The following is a 22353-nucleotide window of genomic DNA, read 5'->3' as shown; positions in this document are numbered from 1 at the left end:
GCGCCGGCCGGCGGCCGGGCACACCGGCTTCGCGCGATGCGGCCCGGTGATACACTCGACCGGCCCCGATCCGGCGCGGCTGCGCCGGCCGGGCCATTCACCGCCGCCTCCACCCGCGGGCATGGTTGCGCACGCAACCGGCACCCGGGCGCGCGGACAACCACGCCTTCGCTCCCGTCATGAACGCCGACATCGGCCTGCCGCTTCCGCAACGCTACTGGGCGATCGTCTGCGTCGCACTGGGCATCACGCTCGCCGTGCTCGACGGCGCCATCGCGAACGTTGCGCTGCCGACGATCGCGCACGACCTGCATGCGTCCGATGCCGCGTCGATCTGGATCGTCAACGCGTACCAGCTCGCGGTCACGATCACGCTGCTGCCACTTGCGTCGCTCGGCGAGCGCATCGGCTATCGCCGCATCTACATCGCCGGGCTCGCGCTCTTCACCGCGGCGTCGCTCGGCTGCGCGCTCGCCGGCTCGCTGCCGACGCTCGCGGTGATGCGCGTGATCCAGGGGTTCGGCGCGGCCGGCATCATGAGCGTCAACGCGGCGCTCGTGCGGATGATCTACCCGTCGTCGATGCTCGGGCGCGGGCTGTCGATCAACGCGATGGTGGTCGCGCTGTCGTCGGCGATCGGCCCGACGGTCGCCTCGGCGATCCTGTCGTTCGCGTCGTGGCCGTGGCTGTTCGCGGTCAACGTGCCGATCGGCATCGCCGCCGTGCTCGGCAGCCTGCGCGCGCTGCCGGCCAACCCGCTGCACGATGCGCCGTACGACTTCCCGAGCGCGCTGATGAACGCGTGCGTGTTCGGGCTGCTGATCACGGCCGTCGACGGACTCGGTCATGGCGAACGCCATGTGTACGTCGCGGCCGAGCTGGCCGTCGCGCTCGGCGTCGGCTACTTCTTCGTGAAGCGCCAGCTGTCGCAGCCGGCGCCGCTCCTGCCGGTCGACCTGATGCGCATCCCGATGTTCGCGCTGTCGATCTACACGTCGATGGCGTCGTTCACGTCGCAGATGCTCGCATTCGTCGCGCTGCCGTTCTGGCTGCAGAATTCGCTCGGCTTCTCGCAGGTCGAGACCGGCCTCTACATGACGCCGTGGCCGCTCGTGATCGTGTTCGCCGCGCCGCTCGCGGGCGTGCTGTCGGACCGCTACTCGGCCGGCATCCTTGGCGGGATCGGGCTCGCGCTGTTCGCGGCCGGGCTGCTGTCGCTCGCGACGATCGGCGCGCACCCGGGCACCGTCGACATCGTGTGGCGGATGGCGCTGTGCGGCGCGGGCTTCGGGCTGTTCCAGTCGCCGAACAACCGCGCGATGCTGTCGTCGGCGCCACGCGAGCGCAGCGGCGGCGCGGGCGGGATGCTGAGCACGGCACGCCTGACGGGCCAGACGCTCGGCGCCGCCCTCGTCGCACTGATTTTCGGGCTCGCGCCCGACCACGGTCCGACGATCGCGCTCTATGTCGCCACGGTATTCGCGGCGGTCGCCGCGGTGGTCAGCATGCTGCGCATCGCGTCGCCGCGGCCCGACGCGGCAACATGACGCCGCCGCGCGCCGCCCCCGGCGGTCATGCGACGTCGAGCGCGTCCATCACGAAACGCACGCGCGCCTTCACGCTCACGCGCGGCAGCTCGACCAGCCGATAGCCGTATGACGTGTAGCAATCGACCATCGCGTCGTAGGTACGCACGGCTTCCGCGAAATCCTGCCGCCGCTCGGTGTCCTGCGCGTAGATCTCGGGCCACGGCGGCGCGATGAACACGCGCCGGTGATAGCGAAAGCGCCGCGCGGCGGCTTCCGCATGCGCGGGCACCGCGAGGCCCGTGAGCCGCAGGTAGCCGATCACGTCCGGCACGCCGCGATCGAAGAACACGGGCCCGCGCGCGCACCGCGCGAGATGGTACGAGCGCATCTCCCAGTTCAGCATCAGTTCGGCGAAGGCGGCCCGGTCGCGCCATGGCAGCGCCGGGCCGTCGATCGCCATCTGGTCGCGGATCACGCCGCGCCCGGCCTCATGCGAGCGCGCGAAGCCGGCACGCTCGAGCGCGTCGAGCAAGGTGCTCTTGCCCGCACCGGGGCCGCCCGTGACGACGAAGAAGCGGGTGGACGCATCGTCCGCGGACCCGCCCTGCGCCACGTGCTCAGACATGCGCGGCCCGCCGGCCCGCGCGCTGCGTGACCGACGCGGCGGCCGCGACGCTGCGCAGGTCGGCGACGAACGTGTCGCGCCATACCGACAGGTCGTTCTCGCGCAGCCGCGCGAGGTTCTGCTCGTGGCGCGCCTGCCGCTCCGCGAGCGGCATCGACAGTGCACGCTCGAGCGCGTCGGCCATCTGCGACAGGTCGTACGGATTGACGAGCAGCGCGCCGGTCAGCTCGGCCGCCGCACCCGCGAATTCCGACAGCACGAGCACGCCCGGATCGGCCGGATCCTGCGCAGCGACGTATTCCTTCGCGACGAGGTTCATCCCGTCGCGCAACGGCGTCACGTAGCCGACCTGCGACATCCGGAAGAACGCCATCAGCAAGTTGCGCTCGTACTTGCGGTTCAGATACTGGATCGGCGTCCAGTCGAGCTGCGAGAAGCGGCCGTTGATGCGGCCGGCCTCGCCTTCGAGCGTTTCTCGAATGTCCTGGTAGGTCTGCACGTCGGAGCGCGTCGGCGGCGCGATCTGCAACAGCGACACGCGCCCCTGCCAGCCCGGCGCGTTGGCGAGCATCCGCTCGAACGACTGGAAGCGCTCGACCAGCCCCTTCGAATAATCGAGCCGGTCGACGCTCATCACGAGCTTGCGGCCGTCGAGTGCCTCACGCAGCATCTTCACCGGCTTGCGCGCGCCGTACTGGACGGCCGCCTGCGCGATCGCGTCCGGATGCACGCCGATCGGATAGGCGGCGACCTTCACGACACGGCCGTGCGCGTGCAGCATCCCGTCTTCGCTCGCCGCCCCGATCCCGCGTCGCTCGATGTAGTCGGTGAACGCCTGCTTGTCGGCGTCGGTCTGGAAGCCCGCGACGTCGTACGCGCACATGAACTTCACGAGTTCCTCGTGCGGCGGCACGACACGCAGCATATCGGGCGACGGAAACGGAATGTGCAGGAAAAAGCCGATCGGGTTCTTCACGCCGAGCTCGCGCAGGAAGTGCGCGAACGGCAGCAGGTGGTAGTCGTGCACCCAGATCAGATCGTCGGGCTGCAACAGCGCGGCGAGCTGCTTCGCGAGCATCGCGTTCACGCGCAGATAGCCCGCGTACTCCTGCCGGTCGAAGCGCGCGAGATCGCCGCGATAGTGGAACACCGGCCACAGCGTCGCATTCGAGAAACCACGGTAGTACTGGTCGTAGTCGCGCCGGGTCAGCCCGAGCGTCGCGTACGTGACGTTGCCGTCTCGCTGGATCGCGGGCCCGGCGTCGGGCGTATCGACGATCTCGCCGTTCCAGCCGAACCAGACGCCGCCGGTTTCCTGCAGCGCGTCCATCACGCCGACCGCAAGACCGCCTGCGCTCGGGCGCGTGTCCTCGCCTGCGGCGACACGGTTCGATACCACGATCAGTCTGCTCATGCGGCTTCCCCACTTCGATTCGATTGGCTGGCGCGCGGCGCGCGCCCATGCGGACGCGCCGGCCCAAGGGCGGCCGCGCGGCGATTCAGTTCCGAGAAATGCAATGAAATACGGCGATGGAATGCGATGACGACGGCATCAGGCGTCCTGCTCCTGGCCGAGGTCGCGTTGATACTCGAGCCCTTCCGGGCGGGCGCCACCCTGGTTGTGATCGCCGTCGGACGGCGTCTCGTCGGGCGCGCCGGCAGGCGGTGCCGACGGAGCGTCGGTCGGCGGACGCGGGCGATCTGCCCCCGCATCGGGCGGCCGGTGTGAAGGCCGTTTTGAACGGCGCATGGCGGGGTGTCTCATATGCGGCGCGGCGCGAGACCGTCGGAGAAACATTCCATAACAAAACAGTCTAGGTCGGTTCCTTGCACGCCGAGGTAACAATTGCCTTCAATTTGTAACGTTTCGACCCCGTGTCGACCATCTATTCGACAATACCGCCGCGCGCACGCGCGCGGCATGCCGTCCGGCGATTTGTCAAAGCTTTGCAGTTTTCCTATGACAATTGCGAAACAATGACGCGGCATCGGAGCGTGCATGCGTCGCCGCTCACCCAGACAGGACTTGCACTCAGGGATGAACATTCGTTTCGAATCGCCGCGCCGGGCCACGCCGGTGCGCGTCGTGCTGGCCGCGCTCGCCACGGCCGCGCTGATGTCCGGCTGCAACTCGCTGTACAGCGAAGGCGCGACCGCCGGCGCCGGTATCGCGGGTGCCGCGATCGCCTCCAAGGTCACCAACAACGCCGCCGTCGCGACGGGCATCGGCCTCGGTGCCGTCGCCGGCGCGCGCGCGGGCGTCCAGTACACGCAGCGCGTCGCACACCGCTACACGCAGGAACAGATCGCGAAGGCGGCCGGCCCGCTCGACGTCGGCGGTGTCGCGCCGTGGTCGACGCACCATTCGTTCCCGATCGAGGAAGACGAACAGGGCCGCGTGACGGTCAGCCGGATGATCAGCGTCGGCCCGCTCGACTGCAAGGAAATCGTATTCGCGGTCGACACGCCCGCGAAGGCCGACAAGGCCGCGCAGTCGGCGTTCTACGTCGCCACCCTGTGCCGCGACGGCCCCGTGTGGAAATGGGCGTCGGCGGAGCCCGCAACCGAACGCTGGGGCGCGCTGCAATGAGCGTCGCGCTCCGTATCGCGGCGCTCGGCACACTGTGCGCGGCCAGCGCCGCGCTGTCGGGCTGCGGGTCGGTCGGCGCGGCGAGCGGCGCGCTCGCCGGCGCGGCAACGGGCCTCGTCACCGCGAACCCGGCGGTGGGCGTCGGCGTCGGGATTGCCGTGCAGGCGGCGACCGACGAGGCCGTCAACCGCACGATGAAGCAGCTCCATCAGAACCAGCAGGACGCGATCGCGAAGGCGGCCGGCAGCCTGGCCGTCGGCGACGTGAAGCCGTGGAAAGTGCAGAACACGCTGCCGCTGGAAAACGGCGAAGGCGAAGTGCGCGTCACGCGCGCGTACTCGTCGGCGCTCGCGCTGTGCAAGGAATTCGCGTTCTCGGTGAAGGACGGTGCCAAGGCCGACTGGTATTTCGCGAATGTGTGCCAGCAAGGCACGCACTGGAAGTGGGCGTCGGCCGAACCGGCCGTCGATCGCTGGGGCAACCTGCAGTAACGACGCGCTGCGCGCCGCGTGACCCACGCGGCGCATGCGGATGCCGGGCCGGCGCCCCGGCACAGCCGCTCAGGACTCGACGTCCTCGAGACTGAAGATTTCGGTCTGGTCGTTGTACGAGAAGATCTCGCCGTAGCGGCCCCAGTCGATCACCGCGTCGAGCGTTTCCTCGGCCGCGCCGTCCGACAGGAAATCCTCGAGCTCCTGCTCGAAGCGCACGCGCGGCGCGCGATGGCCCGGGCGTTCGTTCAGCACCTTCTTGATCCGCGCGGCGAGCGGCACGTGCTTCAGCAGGTGATCGGCAAACATCAGCTTGCGTTCCTGCGTGCCGAATTCGGCGAACACGCGCCCCGGCGGCGTGAGGAACACGTCCCCTTCCCGCACGTCCGCGAAACCGAGGTACTGCAGCACTTCGGCGATCGGGAACAGGTCGTCGACCTCCAGGTGCAGCGTGCGCGCGATTTCCGGCATGTCCGCGCGGCCGTGGTACGGCGCCATCGCGAGCGTCTCGATCAGGCCGGCCATCAGGTTGGTCGACACCTGCGGCAGCCAGTTGCCGAGTTCGAGCCCCTTCTTCGTCGCCTCGCCGGTCTGGCGGGCCGTCATCTTCGCGTAGATGTCGTCGACCAGCTTGCGGAAGGCCGGATCGAGACGGTTGCGCGGATGCTTGAACGGCACCTTGATCTCGGCGATCACGCGGCCCGGGTTCGACGACAGCACCAGGATCCGGTCGCACATGAACACGGCTTCCTCGATGTTGTGCGTGACGATCAGCACCGACTTGATCGGCATGCGGCCCTGCGTCCACAGATCGAGCAGGTCGGTACGCAGCGTTTCGGCCGTCAGCACGTCGAGCGCCGAGAACGGCTCGTCCATCAGCAGGATCGTCGGGTCGACGACGAGCGCGCGCGCAAAGCCCACACGCTGCCGCATCCCGCCCGACAGCTCGCGCGGGTACGCGTTCTCGAAGCCGTCGAGACCGATCAGGTCGATTGCCGCCAGCGCGCGTTCGCGCCGCTCGCGCGCACCGACGCCGAGCGCCTCGAGGCCGGCTTCCACGTTCTGCAGCACGGTGAGCCACGGGAACAGCGCGAAGGTCTGGAACACCATCGCGACGCCCTCGGCCGGGCCGGTCAGCGGCTTGCCGAGATAGGTCACTTCACCGCCGGTCGGCTCGATCAGGCCGGCGATGATCCGCAGCAGCGTCGACTTGCCCGAGCCCGAACGGCCGAGCAGCCCGACGATCTCGCCTTCACGCAGCGACAGGTTCGCGTCGTCGAGCACGAGCAGCTCGCCCTGCGTCTTGTTGAAGCCGCGGCAGACGTGATCGACGCGCAGGATTTCCTCACCGAGGCGCGGCGGCTGGGACGTCTGGATGGGGGCGTTTACAGCATTCGGATTGTGCATCGCGTTTCGCTCTCAATCGGTCTCAGTCGAGCCGCAGCTTCGCTTCGGCGAAGGCATACAGCGGGCGCCACAGCAGGCGGTTGAACAGGGTGACGAACAGGGACATCACGGCGATGCCCAGGATGATCTTCGGGAAATCGCCGGCGGCAGTGGTCTGCGCGATGTACGCGCCGAGGCCGTGCGCCTCGATCTTGGTGTTGCCCCACTGCACGGCTTCCGACACGATGCTCGCGTTCCACGCGCCGCCCGAGGCGGTGATCGCGCCGGTCACGTAGTACGGGAAGATGCCGGGCAGGATCGCCTGCCGCCACCACTGCCAGCCACGGATGCGGAAGTTGGTCGCCGCTTCGCGATAGTCGTTCGGGTAGGACGTCGCGCCGGCGATCACGTTGAACAGGATATACCACTGCGTCCCGAGCACGATCAGCGGCGACAGCCAGATGTCGGCGTTCAGGTGGAAGCGGGCGATCACGATCACGAACGCCGGGAACAGCAGGTTGGCCGGGAACGCCGCGAGGAACTGCGCGAGCGGCTGCAGCTTCTCGGCCAGCCGCGGGCGCAGCCCGACCCACACGCCGATCGGCACCCAGATCACCGACGCGATCGCGATCAGCACGACCACGCGCAGCAGCGTGATGAGCCCGAGCACGAGCACGTGGCCGACCTCGGCCATCGTCACGCCGGTCGACACGAAGCTGATCACGCGCCACACGATATACGCCGTGCCGATCAGCACGAGGACCGACCACGCGATGTCGACCGTGCGCGACGCCTTCTTCTCGACGCGCGGCAGCGTGAAGCGCATCGCGCCCGACAGCGGCAGGCGCAGCGGAATCCGCGCGGCCTTCGCGAAGAACCAGCCGGCCGGCACGAGCAGTTGATGAATCAGGCGCGTGCGGCGCACGAGGTCGAGCAGCCAGGATTGCGGCGCATCGCCCGACGCGGTGTTCTCCATCCGGAACTTGTCGGCCCACGCGATGAGCGGGCGGAACAGGAACTGGTCGTACGCGAGAATCACGACCGTCATCGTGAGGATCACCCAGCCGATCGCGCCGAGGTTCTTGTCCGAGATCGCCTGCGCGAGATACGCGCCGATGCCCGGCAACGTGATGGTCTGGTTGCCGACCGTGATGGCTTCCGATGCGACGACGAAGAACCAGCCGCCCGACATCGACATCATCATGTTCCAGATCAGGCCCGGCATCGAGAACGGCACTTCGAGCTTCCAGAAGCGCTGCCACGACGTCAGGTGGAAGCCGCGCGACACTTCGTCCAGATCGCGCGGCACCGTGCGCAGCGACTGGTAGAAGCTGAACGTCATGTTCCACGCCTGGCTCGTGAAGATCGCGAAGATCGCGGCCAGCTCGGCGCCGAGCACGCGGCTCGGGAACAGCGCGAGGAAGAACGTGACGGTAAACGAGATGAAGCCGAGCACCGGCACCGACTGCAGAATGTCGAGGATCGGGATCAGCACCATGCCGGCACGACGGCTCTTGGCCGCGAGCGTGCCGTACACGAGCGTGAACACGAGCGACGCGACCATCGCGGCAAGCATCCGCAGCGTGGTGCGCAACGCGTATTCGGGCAGGTTCGACGGATCGAGCGAGATCTTCTGCGTCTGCAGGGTCCCGATCGGTGCCAGCGTTTCGTGGAAACCGACGACCGCCATCGCGATCAGGCAGATGATCAGCGGAAACGCGATGAAGTCCCACCGGTTCGGCAGAACGCGCCACGCAGATGCGTTGGCGGTCCGGTTCGGATTGAAGAATCCGACGTCCATCAGGCGCCCTCCCCGGTAAGGCCGAACGAAGCCGGCAGACGATGTTGATTCATGGCAAAGCGCACGGGCGCGGTAATTCGACGCGGTAATTCGATTGATTCACGATCTCACGCCGGCGCGCTGCGCCGGACGTGCAAGCTGCGCCCCGGCGCGGCCGCGGACGAGTCGGGCCGCGACGGCACGACACTACACCAACCTGTATTTCAGGTACAACCGTCCGGGGACGGCGCGGCGCGATGCACGAACGGCCGGCGCACGGATCGTGCCCGGCGCGCGCGCTGCGGAGCCCCCGACCGCGGTCTTTCGGCCGGCGTGCAGGCCCCGAATTATGCCGTGATCCGGCCCGGCCGTGAACCCGCCAGCGGCACACGAACACAATCCGTGTCGGGCGTCCGCGGACGGATACGGCGAAGCGGGTATGATCGGGGCTTGCCCTTGGGGTCCGTCGACATGCGGATCCTGCGGATCGACCGACGAGCAGGAGGAAGGGAATGGCAGGAAACTTGGTGATCGTCTGCCGCGATCAGGATGCCGACGCGTTCTACGAACTGATGCAGGAGTACGGGTCGTTCCAGACGCGGCTGTCGTCGACGGCGTGGTACCTGAACATGAACATCGTGCCGGAATCGCTGCAGGAGGAAATCCTGGAACGCCTCGGCCGCTATACGACCGTCTATATCTTCGAGGCCACGAGCGTGACCTACAACACCATCGACAGCAACGCCGCCGAGACGCTCGGCACGCTGTTCGGCGAGTGAAGCCGCGCGGCGCCTGCCCGGCAGGCGCCGCATGCGCCGCTTACGCGGCCTGTGCGTGAAGCTCGTCCTTCGGCACCACGTCGAACGGGAACGTCATCGCGACGCGCAGGCCGCCCTCGGGACGGTTGCCGATCTCGCACGCCCCGCCCAGCCTCAGCACCAGCCGCTCGACGATCGCGAGCCCGAGCCCGCTGTGGCCGTTGCCGCCGCGCGCGGGGTCGAGCCGCACGAACGGCCGCGTCGCGGCCGCGAGGTCGCGCGGCGCGATCCCGCCACCGCTGTCGGAGACCGCCAGCACATAGCCGGCCGGCGTACGCGCCGTCTGGATTACCACCGGCGGGGCGCCATACGCATGCGCGTTGTCCAGCAGGTTCGACAGGATCCGGTCGAGCGTCGCGGTCGGCAGGCGGAAGCCCGCGTCGGCTGCGAGATGCGTCTGGACCGCCGGCGCGTTCGGCGCGACCGCCCGATAGCTGCGCGCGATCCGCTCGCAGGTCTGGTCGACCGGCACGGGCTCGCTGCGGTCGGACCCGCCATGCGCGAACACGAGGAACTGGTCGACGATGTGCGACATCGAGTCGACATCGCGCACCACGCCGTCGCGCAGCCGCGCGTCATCCATCATTTCCGCACGCAGGCGCATCCGCGCGAGCGGCGTGCGCAGGTCGTGCGCGACGCCGGCCAGCATCACCGCGCGGTCGCTGTCGGCCTGCGACACCTGCTCCACCATCTGGTTGAAGCCGTGCGTGAGCTGACGCAGCTCGCGCGGGCCGCGCTCGCGCAGCGGCGGCACCGGCTGGCCGCGGCCGAAGCGCGCGACCGCGCGCGCCAGCGAGCGCAGCGGCTGCTGCAGCTGCCAGGCCGCGAACAGCGCGGCGATCACGCCGGCCGAGAAGATCGTGCCGAGCCACAACAGCATCCGGTCGAGCGAGCGCGGCGGCCGCAGCGGCTGCACCGGCACCACGATCCAGTTGCGATCGGTCGGCTCCTTGACCCACAGCACCGGCGGATGGCCGGGCACGCCGATCTCGACCCGGGTGCCGGGCGGCATCCGCTCGCTCACGTCGTCGCGGAAACGCTTGAGCGGCGCCGGCAGGTTCGACTCGGCGCCATTCGGCACGTCGGGACTGCCCGGCGACACGAGGCGCACCCGCGACGGCAGCGGCTGGTCGGGCGTGCGCTCGACGTGCTGGCGCACCGCGTCGACGAGGAACGCGGCCTCCTCGACCGCGTAGCGCGTCTGCATCTGGTTGCGCTCGAGCCGCATCGCGAAAAACCACGCGAAATGGGACAGGAGCAGAACCCCGATGACCAGCAGCGCCAGCCGCCCGAACAGTGAATCAATGGGTTTGCGCATGGGCCTCGCCGTCGGGCACGAACACGTAGCCGCGCCCGCGGACCGTCTGGATGAAGCGCGGCGTCGACGGATCCGTCTCCAGGATGCGGCGCAGGCGCCACACCTGGACGTCGATGCCGCGGTCGGTACCGTCGTACTCGGGCCCGTGCAGCAGCTCGAGCAGCCGCTCGCGCGTGAGCGTGCGCAGCGCATGGTTCACGAAGATCTTCAACAGCGCGAATTCGCTGCTCGACAGCGTCGCCGGCTTGCCGTCGACCGACAGCGTGCGCGCCTGGAAGTCGAGCACGAAGCGGCCGAACGCGAACGGTTCGCGCTGCTCGGGCGCCGCCGCCGACGGCGTCGCGCGGCGGCGGCGCAGCACGGCCTGCACGCGCGCGAGCAGCTCGCGCGGGTTGAACGGCTTGCCGAGGTGTACGCGCGGAAGGAGCATCTGTTCGCGAAGAGTAAACATCGCTTCCTCATCCACCAGGAAGGGACTGGATTCCGGGTTGGGGGGGTCCGATTGCATGGGAATCGATGCCAAGTGCGGCAATCGCCTAGGCGTCGTCTGAGTTGCGCCCTGCTAGGATGACCGGCGCCTTCGCGTCCGCCTTACCCGGCGTGAAGTCCGGAGTCCTGAATTCCTTCCACTCGGTGACGATCACGAGCGCATCCGCAGCCGTCACGGCCGCGTCCTGCGTATCGACGAAGTGCAGGCGCGCCAGCGCCTCGGAGCCTTCGCCGAGATCGAGCGCGAACACGCGGCGCGCCTCGTCGATCGCGACCGGGTCGTACGCGCGCACGGTCGCGCCGCGCCCAAGCAGCGCCGCGATCAGACGACGGCTCGGCGCCTCGCGCATGTCGTCCGTGTTCGGCTTGAATGCGAGCCCCCAGACCGCGAATTCGCGGCCTTCCTCGTCCGATGCCGAAACGATGACTACTCTTGCCGATCAGACATCCTTCTGCGCGTAGTTGGTCGCCTCGACGGCCTCGCTGATGCTCAGCGACTGGATGCTCTCGCTGTACTGTGCGGATCAACGCCTGCCGCATTCTTCGCGGAAGCACACCACCCGGAAGGAAGACCGTAGAATTTTTCGGGCCAGACATAGTGAGACAAGATAGTTACGCGGCAGTCAAGGGAGAGCCAGACGGTTTCATTCTAGATGTACTTTTGAACGATGGTTGGCAAGTGTTTTTGCAGGTGTCACTGGGCGCGTGGAAATGATGAAATTCAGTATACACGAACTCAGCGACGACGTACGTACGCATTGGTCCGGTACAGGGGGGTGGAGGGTTGGTCATTTTCCATTTTCACCTGAAGGGGAAAGGCGGAATCGGCTCCCGGCAAAGGGGAACCGGCGGCCGCGGCAGTGATAGTTGCAGTTGTAGCGGATGATGTGGTGGTAGTCCGGTTGCAGTGGCAACGGCGGTGGTGGCGGCGGCGGCGGCAGCGGCAGCGGCAGCGGCAATGGCAGCGGCAATGGCAGCGGCAATGGCAACGGCAATGGCAACGGCAATGGCAACGGCAATGGCAGACGGCCGTCAATACGATGAAGCAGAACCATGAAGCGATGCGCAAGAGCCACGAGCAGATGCGCGAGCAGTTCAAGGCGCAGCAGAACCAGCCGATCCTCGACCTGAACGCGATGCACGCCGCCCACCAGCAGGCCGAACAGCAGCATGCGCAACTGCGCGAGCAGAGCTCGGCTGCATGGCTCGCGTTCTACAACGGGCTGAACGACCAGCAGAAGACGACGGTCAGCACCGCGCTGAAGCAGCAGTTCGCCCGGATGGAGCAGCGTCACGAGAAGATGAAGGAACGCTGGCAGCAGCACCGCGCGGAAAAGGCCGCGTCGGCGCCGGCGCAGTAAGCCGGTGGGCCGCCTTCCCGGGCGGCACCGCAGGGGACGCGGGCGCCCGGCCCGCGTCCCCTGTTTCATTTCAGGCGACGTCGAACACCAGCACCTCGGCCGCCCGGCCGCGTGCGAATTCGACCGCGTCCACGCCGGCGATCCGCGCGCCGTCGCCCGCAGCCAGCGCGTGGCCGTTGACTTCCACGTCGCCGCGCGCCACGTGCACATAAGTACTGCGCCCGGCCCGCACGCCGAAGGCCGCCTGCTCGTCCCCGTCGATCAGACCCGCGAAAATCCGCGCGTCCGCGCGCACCGACAACGTGCCGTCGTCGCCGTCCGGCGACGCGACCAGCCGCAACCGGCCGCGCTTCTCGTCGTCGGCGAAACGCCGCTCCGCGTAGCCGGGCCGTCCGCCCCGCTCGGCCGGCTGCAGCCAGACCTGCAGCAGATGCAGCGGCCGGTCGCGCGACGCATTGGTTTCGCTGTGCACGAGCCCCGTGCCGGCGCTCATCCGCTGGATGCCGCCGGCCCGCACGATCGCGCCGTTCCCGAGGCTGTCGCGATGCGCGAGCGCGCCGTCCAGCACATAGGTGACGATTTCGAGGTCGCGGCGCGGCTGCATTCCGAAGCCGCGCGTCGGCGCGATCCGGTCCTCGCTCAGCACGCGCAGCGCGCCGAACGGCGGATGCGCGTCCCCGGCGTGGCCGGCGAGCGGGAAACTGTGGCTTGATTCGAGCCAGCCTTGATTCGTGTGGCAACGGTCGGCGGCGCGGCGGATCTGGAACATGGGACGGGCACTCCGGCAGGCAGGTCTTCTTTTTCGGGTTTACCTGCACTGTAGGGGCGCGCCGATAGCGCCACAATCCGTTTCCCGCGCACCGCATCGTTGCATCGACGAACGCAATCCACGCAATGCTCGTTGCGAATACCACGATTGTCGCAACGGCCGGTTCAAAGAATCGATCGGTCGCGCCGGATTGCCGTTTTCCGGGTTTCACGTTCGGGTAAAATACCGCCCTTTTGGCGTTCGCCCGTCCGGCGAGCGCCGTTGCCAGCGCGCCGAAACACGAATTTTGGCCGTCTAGAATACGCCGCGGCGCCCGGCCCGACCGGCCGCGAGCGCCCACCGGAAGTGAGCGACAAAAGGATGCAAATGAAGAAGGCCGCCCTGTGCGCCGCCCTCGCCCTCGTGGCGGGCAGCGCCTTTGCGAAGGAGTGGAAGACCGTGCGGATCGGCGTCGATGCCAGCTACCCGCCGTTCGAGTCGACCGCGCCAAGCGGTGAGATCGTCGGTTTCGACGTCGACCTCACCAAGGAAATCTGCAAGCGGATCAGCGTGAAGTGCGTGTGGGTCGCGCAGGATCTCGACGGGATCATCCCGGCGCTGAAGGCGAAGAAGTACGACGTCATCGTGTCGTCGCTGACCGTCACGGACAAGCGCCGCGAGCAGATCGACTTCTCCGACAAGGTGTACGACGCACCCGCGCGGATGATCGCGAAGGCCGGCTCGCCGCTGCTGCCGACGATCGCGTCGCTCAAGGGCAAGCGCGTCGGCGTCGAGCAGGGCTCGACGCAGGAATCCTACGCGAAGGCGTACTGGGAACCGCAGGGCGTGACGATCATTCCTTACCAGAACCAGGACCAGGTCTATGCCGATCTCGGCTCGGGCCGCCTCGACGCGACGCTGCAGGACGAACTGCAGGCCGACTACGGCTTCCTGCGCACGCCGCGCGGCAAGGGCTTCGCGTTCGCCGGGCCGGAAGTGAAGGATCCGAAGACGATCGGCGACGGCACCGCGATCGGCCTGCGCAAGGAAGACACGGACCTGAAGCTGAAGATCAACAAGGCGCTGGCCGACATGCACAAGGACGGCACGTACGACCGGCTGTCGCACAAGTATTTCTCGTTCAGCGTCTACTCGGCCCGCTGAGCGCCGACAATAACGAGAAGCGGATGCGGGGGCGGCCCCGCATCCGGCAGTACCGGCAGTCAACCACGCGCCGTCCGCCCCCTCGCCCGCCGCTCGCGACGGGCTGGCCCGGCACCGTTGCCGGGGCGGACGGTCATGATACGCACGGGGCGTTCCGCGCAGCTTGGCGGGCGCGTCTTTCGCGGCGCACCGCGTGCGCCCTCCGGGACCACACCAGGGACCACATATGTTTCTACAAGGCTACGGCCCGCTGATCCTCGCCGGCACCTGGCAAACCGTCAAACTGGCGGTGCTTTCGCTCGCGCTGTCGTTCCTGCTGGGCCTGCTCGGCGCAGGCGCGAAGCTGTCGCGCAACCGCTTCACGAACGGCGCCGGCACCGTCTACACGACGCTGATCCGCGGCGTACCCGACCTCGTGCTGATGCTGCTGCTGTTCTACAGCCTGCAGATCTGGCTGAACACGGCGACCGACGCGCTCGGCTGGGACCAGATCGACATCGATCCGTTCCTCGCCGGCGTGCTCGTGCTCGGCTTCATCTACGGCGCGTACTTCACCGAGACCTTCCGCGGTGCGTTCCTGTCGGTGCCGCGCGGCCAGCTCGAGGCCGGCAGCGCGTACGGGATGAGCAACTGGCAGGTGTTCACGCGGATCATGTTCCCGCAGATGATGCGCTTCGCGCTGCCGGGCATCGGCAACAACTGGCAGGTGCTCGTGAAGTCGACCGCGCTGGTGTCGATCATCGGCCTCGCGGACGTCGTGAAGGCGTCGCAGGACGCCGGCAAGGGCACGCTGCGGTTCTTCTTCTTCACGCTGATCGCCGGTGCGGTCTACCTCGCCATCACGACGATCTCGAACTTCGTGCTGATGTGGCTCGAAAAGCGCTACTCGACCGGTGTCCGCAAGGCTGACCTATGATCGAACTCATCCAAGAATACTGGCGCAACTACCTTTATACCGACGGCTTCCGGATCACCGGCGTCGCGATCACGCTGTGGTTGCTCGTCGTGTCGATCGGCCTCGGCTTCTGCCTGTCGATACCGCTCGCGGTGGCCCGCGTGTCGAAGAAGAAATGGCTGTCGAGCGCCGTGTGGCTCTACACGTACGTGTTCCGCGGCACGCCGCTCTACGTGCAGCTGCTGCTCTGCTACACGGGCCTCTACAGCCTGCAGTTCGTGCGCGGCACCCCGCTGCTCGATGCGTTCTTCCGCGACGGGATGCACTGCACGCTGCTCGCGTTCACGCTGAATACCTGCGCGTACACCACCGAGATCTTCGCCGGCGCGATCAAGTCGACGTCGTACGGCGAGATCGAGGCCGCACGCGCGTATGGGATGTCCACGTTCACGATGTATCGCCGCGTGATCCTGCCGTCCGCGCTGCGCCGCTCGCTGCCGCTCTACAGCAACGAAGTGATCCTGATGCTGCACGCCACCACCGTCGCGTTCACCGCGACCGTGCCGGACATCCTGAAGATCGCCCGCGACGTGAACTCGGCGACCTACATGTCGTTCCATGCATTCGGCATCGCCGCCCTGCTCTATCTCGTGATCTCGTTCACGCTCGTGTGGCTGTTCCGCCAGGCCGAGCGTCGCTGGCTCGCCTATCTGCGCCCGCAAGGCAAGTAAGTTTTAGCAGGACTATTGATGAATTCCCAGACCCAGAAGCTTTTCGTCGACAATCTGCACAAGCGGTACGGCGACAACGAGGTGCTCAAAGGCGTGTCGCTGAAGGCGAACTCGGGCGACGTGATCAGCGTGATCGGCTCGTCCGGTTCCGGCAAGAGCACGATGCTGCGCTGTATCAACTTTCTCGAGCAGCCGAACGCGGGCCGCATCGTCGTCGACGGCGAGGAAGTGCGCACCACGCCCGACAAGACGGGCGCGCTGCGCGCAGCCGATTCGAAGCAGCTGCAGCGCGTGCGTACCAAGCTGTCGATGGTGTTCCAGCACTTCAATCTCTGGTCGCACATGAACGTGATCGAGAACGTGATGGAAGCGCCGGTGAACGTGCTCGGCATTCCGAAGAAGGAAGCCGAAGATCGCGCGCGCGAGTACCTCGAGAAGGTCGGCCTCGCGCCGCGCGTCGAGAAGCAGTATCCGTCGCACCTGTCGGGCGGCCAGCAGCAGCGCGTCGCGATCGCGCGCGCGCTCGCGATGCATCCCGACGTGATGCTGTTCGACGAGCCGACTTCGGCGCTCGATCCGGAGCTGGTCGGCGAAGTGCTGAAGGTGATGCAGAAGCTGGCCGAGGAAGGCCGCACGATGATCGTCGTCACGCACGAGATGGGCTTCGCGCGCAACGTGTCGAACCACGTGATGTTCCTGCACCAGGGCCGCGTCGAGGAAGAAGGCGTGCCGTCCGAGGTATTTGCCAACCCGAAGAGCGAGCGCCTGCGCGGGTTCCTGTCGGGCAGCCTCAAGTAACGCACGCGACACGCGTCGCGATACGTAGACGGGCGCCATGCGGCGCCCGTTTTGCGTTTACGCGGCGTCGACCGGTGCGCCGTCGGCAAACGCGCGCAGTGCGTCGCCCGCGAGCCGGTAGCGCACCCATTCGCTCTGCGGCGCCGCGCCGACGCTTTCGTAGAAGCGGATCGCCGGCTCGTTCCAGTCGAGCACGCTCCATTCGAAGCGCCCGCAGCCGGTGTCCACCGCGATCCGCGCAAGCGCCTTCAGCAGCCGCAGCCCGGCGCCCGCGCCACGAAAGCGCGGCGACACGTACAGATCCTCGAGATACAGCCCCTGGCGGCCGAGCCAGGTCGAATACGAGAAGAAATACACGGCGAAGCCGGCCGGCTCGCCGTCGACCTCGCAAATCAGCGCACGCGCCGGCGACCCTTCGCCGAACAGGCTGCGCTCGAGTGACGCCGGCGTCGCGACCACTTCATGCTCCGCCTTCTCGTAGCGCGCCAGCTCGGTGATGAAACGCAGGATTTGCGGCACGTCGGCGACGGTGGCGGAACGGATATCGATTTGCACGGTAGGGAGCCCTCCTTCGGCCCGGACCTGGAACGGAATGCGACGCCGCGCGATCGCGCTGGCGCCGGTCAGATCGTCATGCTACGTTCATGCCGCCACTGCAGGAAGTGCAGTTTCTTCATCAGGACATGAACATGATGCATCCCGACCTGCGCCGCCTCGACCTGAACCTGCTGCTTGCGTTCGATGCGCTGTACCGCCACCGGTCGGTCGCCGCGGCCGCGCACGAATTGGCGATGAGCCCGTCCGCGCTGAGCCACGCGCTTGCGCGGTTGCGCGAAGCGATCGGCGATGCGCTGTTCGTGCGGCTCGGCAACGAGATGCAGCCGACCGTGCGCGCCGACGACATCGCCACGTGGGCCGGCGACGCACTCGACACGATGTCGAAGGGACTGGCCCGCGCACGCCGCTTCGATCCCGCGCAAAGCGACCGCACGTTCGTGTTCGCCGCGAGCGACTACACGGCATTCGCCGTGCTGCCTGCGTTCCTCGCGCGCATCCAGCACGTCGCGCCGCGGCTGCGGATTCGCGTCGTCCATTCCGACCGGAAGATCGCCGTCGACGAACTCGCGGCCGGCCGCATCGACTTCGCGCTCGGCTATCACGAGGAATCGGCCGTCGACGCGCCTGGCATCGAGGATTTCGACTGGTTCTCGGACGACTATGTGGTGATCGCGAGCGCCGCGCATCCGGACATCCGCAGGCGGCTGACGCTCGACCAGTACCTCGCCGCACGTCACGTGGTGGTCACGCCATGGAACGAATCGCGCGGCGTCGTCGACTACGTCCTCGACCGGCTCGGCCTCGCCCGGCAGGTTGCCGTGCAACTGCCGGACGTGCTGGCCGCGCCGTTCGTGATCGCGGAATCGGCACTCCTGATGACCGTGCCGAACCGCGCTGCGCAGGCGCTGCGCCACGCGGCGCCGATCCGCATCTTCCCTGCGCCGTTCGAGATCCCGCGCTACACGGTGAAGGTGTACTCGCACGCGAAGCACGCGCGCACCGATGCGCACCGGTGGATTCGCGCGCAGTTGCTCGATGCGCGGCCAGCACCCGGTTAAACCGGACGCGCGTGCACGGCTCGCCGTACCCGCTGCGCGACCAGCATTTCCGACGCTGCCGCGCGACGGCGGGAAGCCGCCAATTTATTACGAATTACTTACCAAATCCGTCTCTCCAACGCCTACGCCGGCACCCCGAACGACGTCAATAGTGGCAATCCTTGACCCATGGCCGCCGAATCCGTGTCCCCCTTGTCGGATAAGGGTTTTCAGGAACCCGACGGCCGCTTGGACACCCGCCGCGCACTGTGTTGCATGGCAATTTGGCGACACGTGTTAGTCAAACAACGATTTCCATCGCCACAAAATTGTATTTTTGCTAAATTAGTAACCAAAGTAGCAAAACGAAGTTCGTGAAATGTAGTTTAGCTTCACGACACAACAAGGAGACCCCGCAAGCCGACCCGGCCGCGCGGGACCGCTCAACGGTTTTCCGTCCGCTTGCCCGCGTGCCGCGCTTACCGGCCCTGCACGAGGTCTCCCTGGTTATCCCGCTTTTCGCTTTTGCCCGGCGTTCGCTGCGCCGGCATCTCGTGCAGTCTGGGTTGACTTTTTGACAGGGTATGGAGGAGATGATGAAGAAAGCTTTGGTCGCGGCCGCGCTGATGGCTGCTGGGGTCGTTACGGCGCACGCGCAGAGCAGCGTCACGCTGTATGGTCGCCTGGATGCCGGTCTCGAGTACCTGAACGGCCTGCAGAACGGCCACCAAGTGCGCGCGGAAAGCGGCGACTGGGGCACCAGCCTGTGGGGCTTGAAGGGCAGCGAGGACATCGGCGGCGGCAACAAGGTCCTGTTCCACATTGAAGGCGCGTTCAACACGATGACGGGCGGCTTCAGCGGCTCGATCTGGGATCGTTTCGCGACCGTCGGTATCTCGAACGATCGCTACGGTACGCTGCTGCTGGGTCGCGAGCTCGCGATCGCCAACGGCGTGTGGGACTTCGACCCGTTCGGCCAGTCGGCCTGGTCGACGGCATCGCTCGTGCGCGGCCGCAACTGGAACAAGACCAGCAACAACGTGTCGTACCAGTCGCCGCAGTTCTACGGCCTCGACTTCTACGGCCAGTTCTCGTTCTCGAACTCGACCAGCTTCAACGGCAACACGACGGCCGGCCAGCCGGGCCGTGCAGCCGGCGCACAAGTCACGTACACGAACTCGCTGTTCCAGTTGCGCGACAGCAACGGCCGCTTCTCCGACGTGTTCAACTACTCGCGTGAATACTTCGCGGGCGTGAACGTGTTCCTCGGCCAGTTCAAGGTCCAGGCGGCTTACCAGGCATCGCGCGCCGACGGCAGCGGCGGCCCGGCAGTCAACGCCGGCGTGACCGGCACCCAGCAGGTCTGGGGCGGCGTGACGTGGCAGGCAACGCCGGCGGCAGCGCTGATTGCGGCCGTGTATCACGTGAACGCCAACCACGGTGGCGGCAACGCGAACATCTACACGGTCGGCGGCTCGTACAACATCTCGAAACGCACGCTGTTCGACCTGCAGGTCGCGACGGTGCGCAACAGCTCGACGGCCAACTTCGGCCTGAACGCGAACGGTGCAGGCACCGCCGTGTCGACGGGCAACCCGCATCCGGGCGGCAGCCAGACCGGCGTCTACGCCGGCATCCAGCACCTGTTCTGATCAGGCGCCGTCCAGACAACGATTCGACAACACTTTCCACGCTGCTGCGAGAGGCGCGTATCGGTGCGGTACCCACCCGGGTATCCGCACCGTTTTTTATTGGCGGGCCGGCATCGTGCGATCCGCGGCCCGACCGGCCGAACAGGCCGGATGCGGCGCTCAGACTGCCGCTTCGTTCTCTTCGCCGGTACGGATGCGGATCACGCGCTCGACGTCCGACACGAAGATCTTGCCGTCGCCGATCTTGCCCGTGCGCGCCGCGCCGATCACTGCGTCGATCACCTGGTCGACCTGCGCTTCCGCGACAACCACCTCGATCTTCATCTTCGGCAGGAAGTCGACGACGTATTCAGCGCCGCGATACAGCTCGGTGTGCCCTTTCTGGCGGCCGAAGCCCTTCACTTCCGTCACGGTCAGGCCGGTGAGACCCACTTCGGCGAGCGCTTCGCGGACTTCGTCCAGCTTGAACGGCTTGATGATGGCGGTGATGCGTTTCATGATGGTTGTCCCTCAATGCTCGTTTGGATGAAAAATCGCGATCCCGATTGTAAGCCGTAAGCCGGCCAGCCGCGTACGGCCCGGCACGGCTCAATCGAGACGTTCGGTAAAGCGTGACGTGACCGGATAACGCCAGTCGCGCCCGAACGCACGATGCGTGACGCGAATGCCGATCGGCGCCTGGCGGCGCTTGTATTCGTTGATCTTGATGAGCCGGGTCACACGCGCGACGTCGGCCTGCGCGTAACCGGCCGCGACGATCTCGGCGAGCGGCCGGTCTTCTTCCATGTACATCCGCATGATCGCGTCGAGCACCTCGTAAGGCGGCAGGCTGTCCTGGTCCGTCTGGTTCTCGCGCAGCTCGGCCGACGGCGCGCGCGTCAGGATCCGCTCGGGGATCACGTCGCGCAACCCGTAGTCGGCGGTCGCGTTGCGATAACGGCACAGCCGGTAGACCAGCGTTTTCGCGATGTCCTTGATCACCGCGAAGCCGCCGGCCATGTCGCCGTACAGCGTGCAGTAGCCGACCGCCATCTCGCTCTTGTTGCCGGTCGTCAGCACGATCGAGCCGAACTTGTTCGACAGCGCCATCAGCAGCGTGCCGCGGATGCGCGCCTGGATGTTCTCTTCGGTCGCGTCTTCCGCGCGGCCCGCGAATTCGTCCGCGAGCGCCGCACGGAACGCATCGAACATCGGTGCGATCGCGATCTCGTCGTAGCGCACGCCGACCCGCCGCGCCATGTCCGCCGCGTCGGTGGTCGAGATGTCGGCCGTGTAGCGCGACGGCATCATCACCGCGCGCACGCGGTCGGGCCCGAGCGCGTCGCACGCGACCGCGAGCACCAGCGCCGAATCGACACCGCCCGACAGCCCGATCAGCGCGCCGGGAAAACCGTTCTTGCCGATGTAGTCGCGCACGCCGGTCACGAGCGCGCGATAGACCTGCGCGTCGATCGGCTGCTCGAGCGCGATCGTGCCGGGCAGCGGCCGCGCACCGTCGAATTCGACGATCGCGTGCCCTTCGTCGAATTGCGGCATCTTCGCGACGAGCGCGCCCTGCGCGTCGAGCACGAACGAGCCGCCGTCGAACACGAGCTCGTCCTGGCCGCCGACGAGGTTCACGTACACCATCGGCAGCCCGGTCTCGCGGATCCGCGCGCGCAGGATGTCGATGCGCAGCGCTTCCTTGTTCATGTGATACGGCGAACCGTTCGGGATCAGCAGCACCTGCGCGCCGGCGGCCTTCGCGATCTGTGCGGCCGACGCATGCCACGCGTCCTCGCAGATGATCACGCCGTATTTCACGCCGTTCAGCTCGAACACGAGCGGCTCGGCGTCGGTCGCGAAGTAGCGCTTCTCGTCGAACACGTCGGCGTTCGGCAGATCCTGCTTGCGGTAGGTGCCGACGATCTCGCCGCCGACGATCAGCGACACCGCGTTATAGGTGTCGGTCGGCGGCACGCCGCGCTCAATCGGGCGGTTTGCATTACCATCGACGGCTGACGCGCGCGCATCTGCGCCTGCGCCGCTGCCCGCACCCCTGCCCGGACCGCGCAACGGATGGCCGACCAGCACCGCGAGCCCGTCGAACGCGCGCAGCGCGTCGGCGAGCGCGTCGAGCGCGGCGGCCGCCGCCGCGTAGAACGCGGGCCGCAGCAGCAGGTCTTCCGGCGGATAGCCGGACAGCGCGAGTTCGGGGGCGACCATCAGTTGCGCACCATCGTTGTGCGCGGCGCGGGCGGCCGCGACGATCCGCGCGACGTTGCCGGCGAAATCGCCGACGGTGACGTTGATCTGGGCGAGAGCGAGTCGGGTCTTCATGACGGGATCGGCGCAGCCCGGCGGCGCGCCCTGAACGGCTGACGAAATCGTCCCGGACGCGGGC

Annotated in this window: 21 protein-coding genes and 3 pseudogenes; 11 read left to right on the top strand and 13 right to left on the bottom strand. The window is 67.3% G+C overall.

Features of this window, described 5'->3' with window-relative positions:
• The first annotated feature begins 179 nt into the window (after positions 1 to 179).
• Positions 180 to 1547, top strand: a complete 1368-nt coding sequence (locus tag GEM_RS05150) for an MFS transporter (protein ID WP_014896387.1) — start codon at positions 180 to 182, stop codon at positions 1545 to 1547.
• Between the two features lie 25 nt (positions 1548 to 1572).
• On the opposite strand, the gene GEM_RS05145 is transcribed toward GEM_RS05150, so the two are convergent.
• The 3 genes from GEM_RS05145 to GEM_RS32130 all read right to left on the bottom strand — a co-directional run bounded on the left by GEM_RS05145 (position 1573) and on the right by GEM_RS32130 (position 3904).
• Positions 1573 to 2154, bottom strand: coding sequence for an AAA family ATPase (locus tag GEM_RS05145; protein WP_014896386.1), 582 nt, complete (start codon positions 2152 to 2154; stop codon positions 1573 to 1575).
• Positions 2147 to 3568 (bottom strand): alpha,alpha-trehalose-phosphate synthase (UDP-forming), encoded by a 1422-nt coding sequence (otsA, locus tag GEM_RS05140; protein WP_014896385.1) that lies wholly within the window; start codon positions 3566 to 3568, stop codon positions 2147 to 2149. The genes GEM_RS05145 and otsA overlap by 8 nt, the downstream gene beginning before the upstream one ends.
• A 138-nt stretch (positions 3569 to 3706) precedes the next feature.
• Positions 3707 to 3904, bottom strand: coding sequence for a hypothetical protein (locus tag GEM_RS32130; protein ID WP_014896384.1), 198 nt, complete (start codon positions 3902 to 3904; stop codon positions 3707 to 3709).
• A 288-nt stretch (positions 3905 to 4192) separates the two neighbouring features.
• Here GEM_RS32130 and GEM_RS05130 point away from each other — a divergent pair, with 288 nt between their 5' ends.
• Positions 4193 to 4744, top strand: a complete 552-nt coding sequence (locus GEM_RS05130; protein ID WP_051137963.1) for a hypothetical protein — start codon at positions 4193 to 4195, stop codon at positions 4742 to 4744.
• Complete coding sequence (locus GEM_RS05125; RefSeq protein ID WP_014896382.1) at positions 4741 to 5235, top strand: hypothetical protein; 495 nt, start codon at positions 4741 to 4743, stop codon at positions 5233 to 5235. The genes GEM_RS05130 and GEM_RS05125 overlap by 4 nt, the downstream gene beginning before the upstream one ends.
• A 69-nt stretch (positions 5236 to 5304) precedes the next feature.
• Here GEM_RS05125 and GEM_RS05120 read toward each other — a convergent pair whose 3' ends face one another.
• Together GEM_RS05120 and GEM_RS05115 are read right to left on the bottom strand one after the other, a co-directional pair.
• Positions 5305 to 6642, bottom strand: a complete 1338-nt coding sequence (locus GEM_RS05120) for an AAA-associated domain-containing protein (RefSeq protein ID WP_014896381.1) — start codon at positions 6640 to 6642, stop codon at positions 5305 to 5307.
• Positions 6643 to 6664: 22 nt separating this feature from the next.
• Complete coding sequence (locus GEM_RS05115) at positions 6665 to 8422, bottom strand: ABC transporter permease (RefSeq protein ID WP_014896380.1); 1758 nt, start codon at positions 8420 to 8422, stop codon at positions 6665 to 6667.
• A 491-nt stretch (positions 8423 to 8913) separates the two neighbouring features.
• On the opposite strand from GEM_RS05115, the gene GEM_RS05110 reads away from it, so the two are divergent.
• Positions 8914 to 9180 carry a hypothetical protein gene (locus GEM_RS05110; RefSeq protein WP_014896379.1) on the top strand — a complete coding sequence of 89 codons (267 nt, stop codon included), beginning with the start codon at positions 8914 to 8916 and terminating at the stop codon, positions 9178 to 9180.
• Positions 9181 to 9220: 40 nt separating this feature from the next.
• Here GEM_RS05110 and GEM_RS05105 read toward each other — a convergent pair whose 3' ends face one another.
• The 4 genes and pseudogenes from GEM_RS05105 to GEM_RS31770 all read right to left on the bottom strand — a co-directional run bounded on the left by GEM_RS05105 (position 9221) and on the right by GEM_RS31770 (position 12081).
• Positions 9221 to 10537: an ATP-binding protein gene (locus GEM_RS05105; protein ID WP_014896378.1), complete on the bottom strand. Its 1317-nt coding sequence runs from the start codon at positions 10535 to 10537 to the stop codon at positions 9221 to 9223.
• Positions 10521 to 10949 (bottom strand): annotated as a pseudogene (locus GEM_RS05100) (winged helix-turn-helix domain-containing protein); the annotation flags it as partial. The gene GEM_RS05105 and the pseudogene GEM_RS05100, both read right to left, overlap by 17 nt.
• Before the next feature lie 46 nt (positions 10950 to 10995).
• A pseudogene (locus GEM_RS05095) lies at positions 10996 to 11560 on the bottom strand (UDP binding domain-containing protein); the annotation flags it as partial.
• Positions 11561 to 11814: 254 nt separating this feature from the next.
• Positions 11815 to 12081, bottom strand: a complete 267-nt coding sequence (locus tag GEM_RS31770; RefSeq protein WP_187293251.1) for a hypothetical protein — start codon at positions 12079 to 12081, stop codon at positions 11815 to 11817.
• Between GEM_RS31770 and GEM_RS05085 the strand changes: the two are divergent.
• Positions 12037 to 12387 (top strand): annotated as a pseudogene (locus GEM_RS05085) (periplasmic heavy metal sensor); the annotation flags it as partial. The gene GEM_RS31770 and the pseudogene GEM_RS05085 sit on opposite strands and share 45 nt — an antisense overlap.
• A 70-nt stretch (positions 12388 to 12457) precedes the next feature.
• On the opposite strand, the gene GEM_RS05080 reads toward GEM_RS05085, so the two are convergent.
• A complete protein-coding gene (locus GEM_RS05080) occupies positions 12458 to 13156 on the bottom strand; it encodes a pirin family protein (protein ID WP_014896374.1) in 699 nt (232 codons plus the stop codon).
• Between the two features lie 366 nt (positions 13157 to 13522).
• Here GEM_RS05080 and GEM_RS05075 point away from each other — a divergent pair, with 366 nt between their 5' ends.
• The 4 genes from GEM_RS05075 to GEM_RS05060 all read left to right on the top strand — a co-directional run bounded on the left by GEM_RS05075 (position 13523) and on the right by GEM_RS05060 (position 16723).
• Positions 13523 to 14299 (top strand): ABC transporter substrate-binding protein, encoded by a 777-nt coding sequence (locus tag GEM_RS05075; RefSeq protein WP_014896373.1) that lies wholly within the window; start codon positions 13523 to 13525, stop codon positions 14297 to 14299.
• 226 nt (positions 14300 to 14525) lie between these two features.
• On the top strand, positions 14526 to 15215 hold the full coding sequence (locus tag GEM_RS05070) for an ABC transporter permease (RefSeq protein ID WP_014896372.1): 690 nt from the start codon (positions 14526 to 14528) through the stop codon (positions 15213 to 15215).
• Complete coding sequence (locus GEM_RS05065) at positions 15212 to 15925, top strand: ABC transporter permease (protein ID WP_014896371.1); 714 nt, start codon at positions 15212 to 15214, stop codon at positions 15923 to 15925. Before GEM_RS05070 ends, GEM_RS05065 begins: the two co-directional genes overlap by 4 nt.
• An 18-nt stretch (positions 15926 to 15943) precedes the next feature.
• Positions 15944 to 16723: an ABC transporter ATP-binding protein gene (locus tag GEM_RS05060; RefSeq protein ID WP_014896370.1), complete on the top strand. Its 780-nt coding sequence runs from the start codon at positions 15944 to 15946 to the stop codon at positions 16721 to 16723.
• Between the two features lie 57 nt (positions 16724 to 16780).
• On the opposite strand, the gene GEM_RS05055 is transcribed toward GEM_RS05060, so the two are convergent.
• Positions 16781 to 17278, bottom strand: a complete 498-nt coding sequence (locus tag GEM_RS05055; protein ID WP_014896369.1) for a GNAT family N-acetyltransferase — start codon at positions 17276 to 17278, stop codon at positions 16781 to 16783.
• 134 nt (positions 17279 to 17412) lie between these two features.
• Between GEM_RS05055 and GEM_RS05050 the strand changes: the two genes are divergently transcribed.
• Both GEM_RS05050 and GEM_RS05045 read left to right on the top strand, forming a co-directional pair.
• Positions 17413 to 18339 carry a LysR family transcriptional regulator gene (locus GEM_RS05050; protein ID WP_014896368.1) on the top strand — a complete coding sequence of 309 codons (927 nt, stop codon included), beginning with the start codon at positions 17413 to 17415 and terminating at the stop codon, positions 18337 to 18339.
• Between the two features lie 572 nt (positions 18340 to 18911).
• Positions 18912 to 19970, top strand: a complete 1059-nt coding sequence (locus GEM_RS05045; protein ID WP_041490608.1) for a porin — start codon at positions 18912 to 18914, stop codon at positions 19968 to 19970.
• 159 nt (positions 19971 to 20129) lie between these two features.
• Here GEM_RS05045 and GEM_RS05040 read toward each other — a convergent pair whose 3' ends face one another.
• Positions 20130 to 20468 (bottom strand): P-II family nitrogen regulator, encoded by a 339-nt coding sequence (locus tag GEM_RS05040; RefSeq protein ID WP_006398637.1) that lies wholly within the window; start codon positions 20466 to 20468, stop codon positions 20130 to 20132.
• Positions 20469 to 20558: 90 nt separating this feature from the next.
• A complete protein-coding gene (locus tag GEM_RS05035) occupies positions 20559 to 22289 on the bottom strand; it encodes an NAD+ synthase (protein ID WP_014896366.1) in 1731 nt (576 codons plus the stop codon).
• Positions 22290 to 22353 lie beyond the last annotated feature (64 nt).

It is taken from the genome of Burkholderia cepacia GG4 (assembly GCF_000292915.1).
Lineage (GTDB): Bacteria > Pseudomonadota > Gammaproteobacteria > Burkholderiales > Burkholderiaceae > Burkholderia > Burkholderia cepacia_D.
The sequence above is the reverse complement of the archived record's forward strand: the minus strand, read 5'-3'. Positions and strand labels throughout refer to the sequence as shown.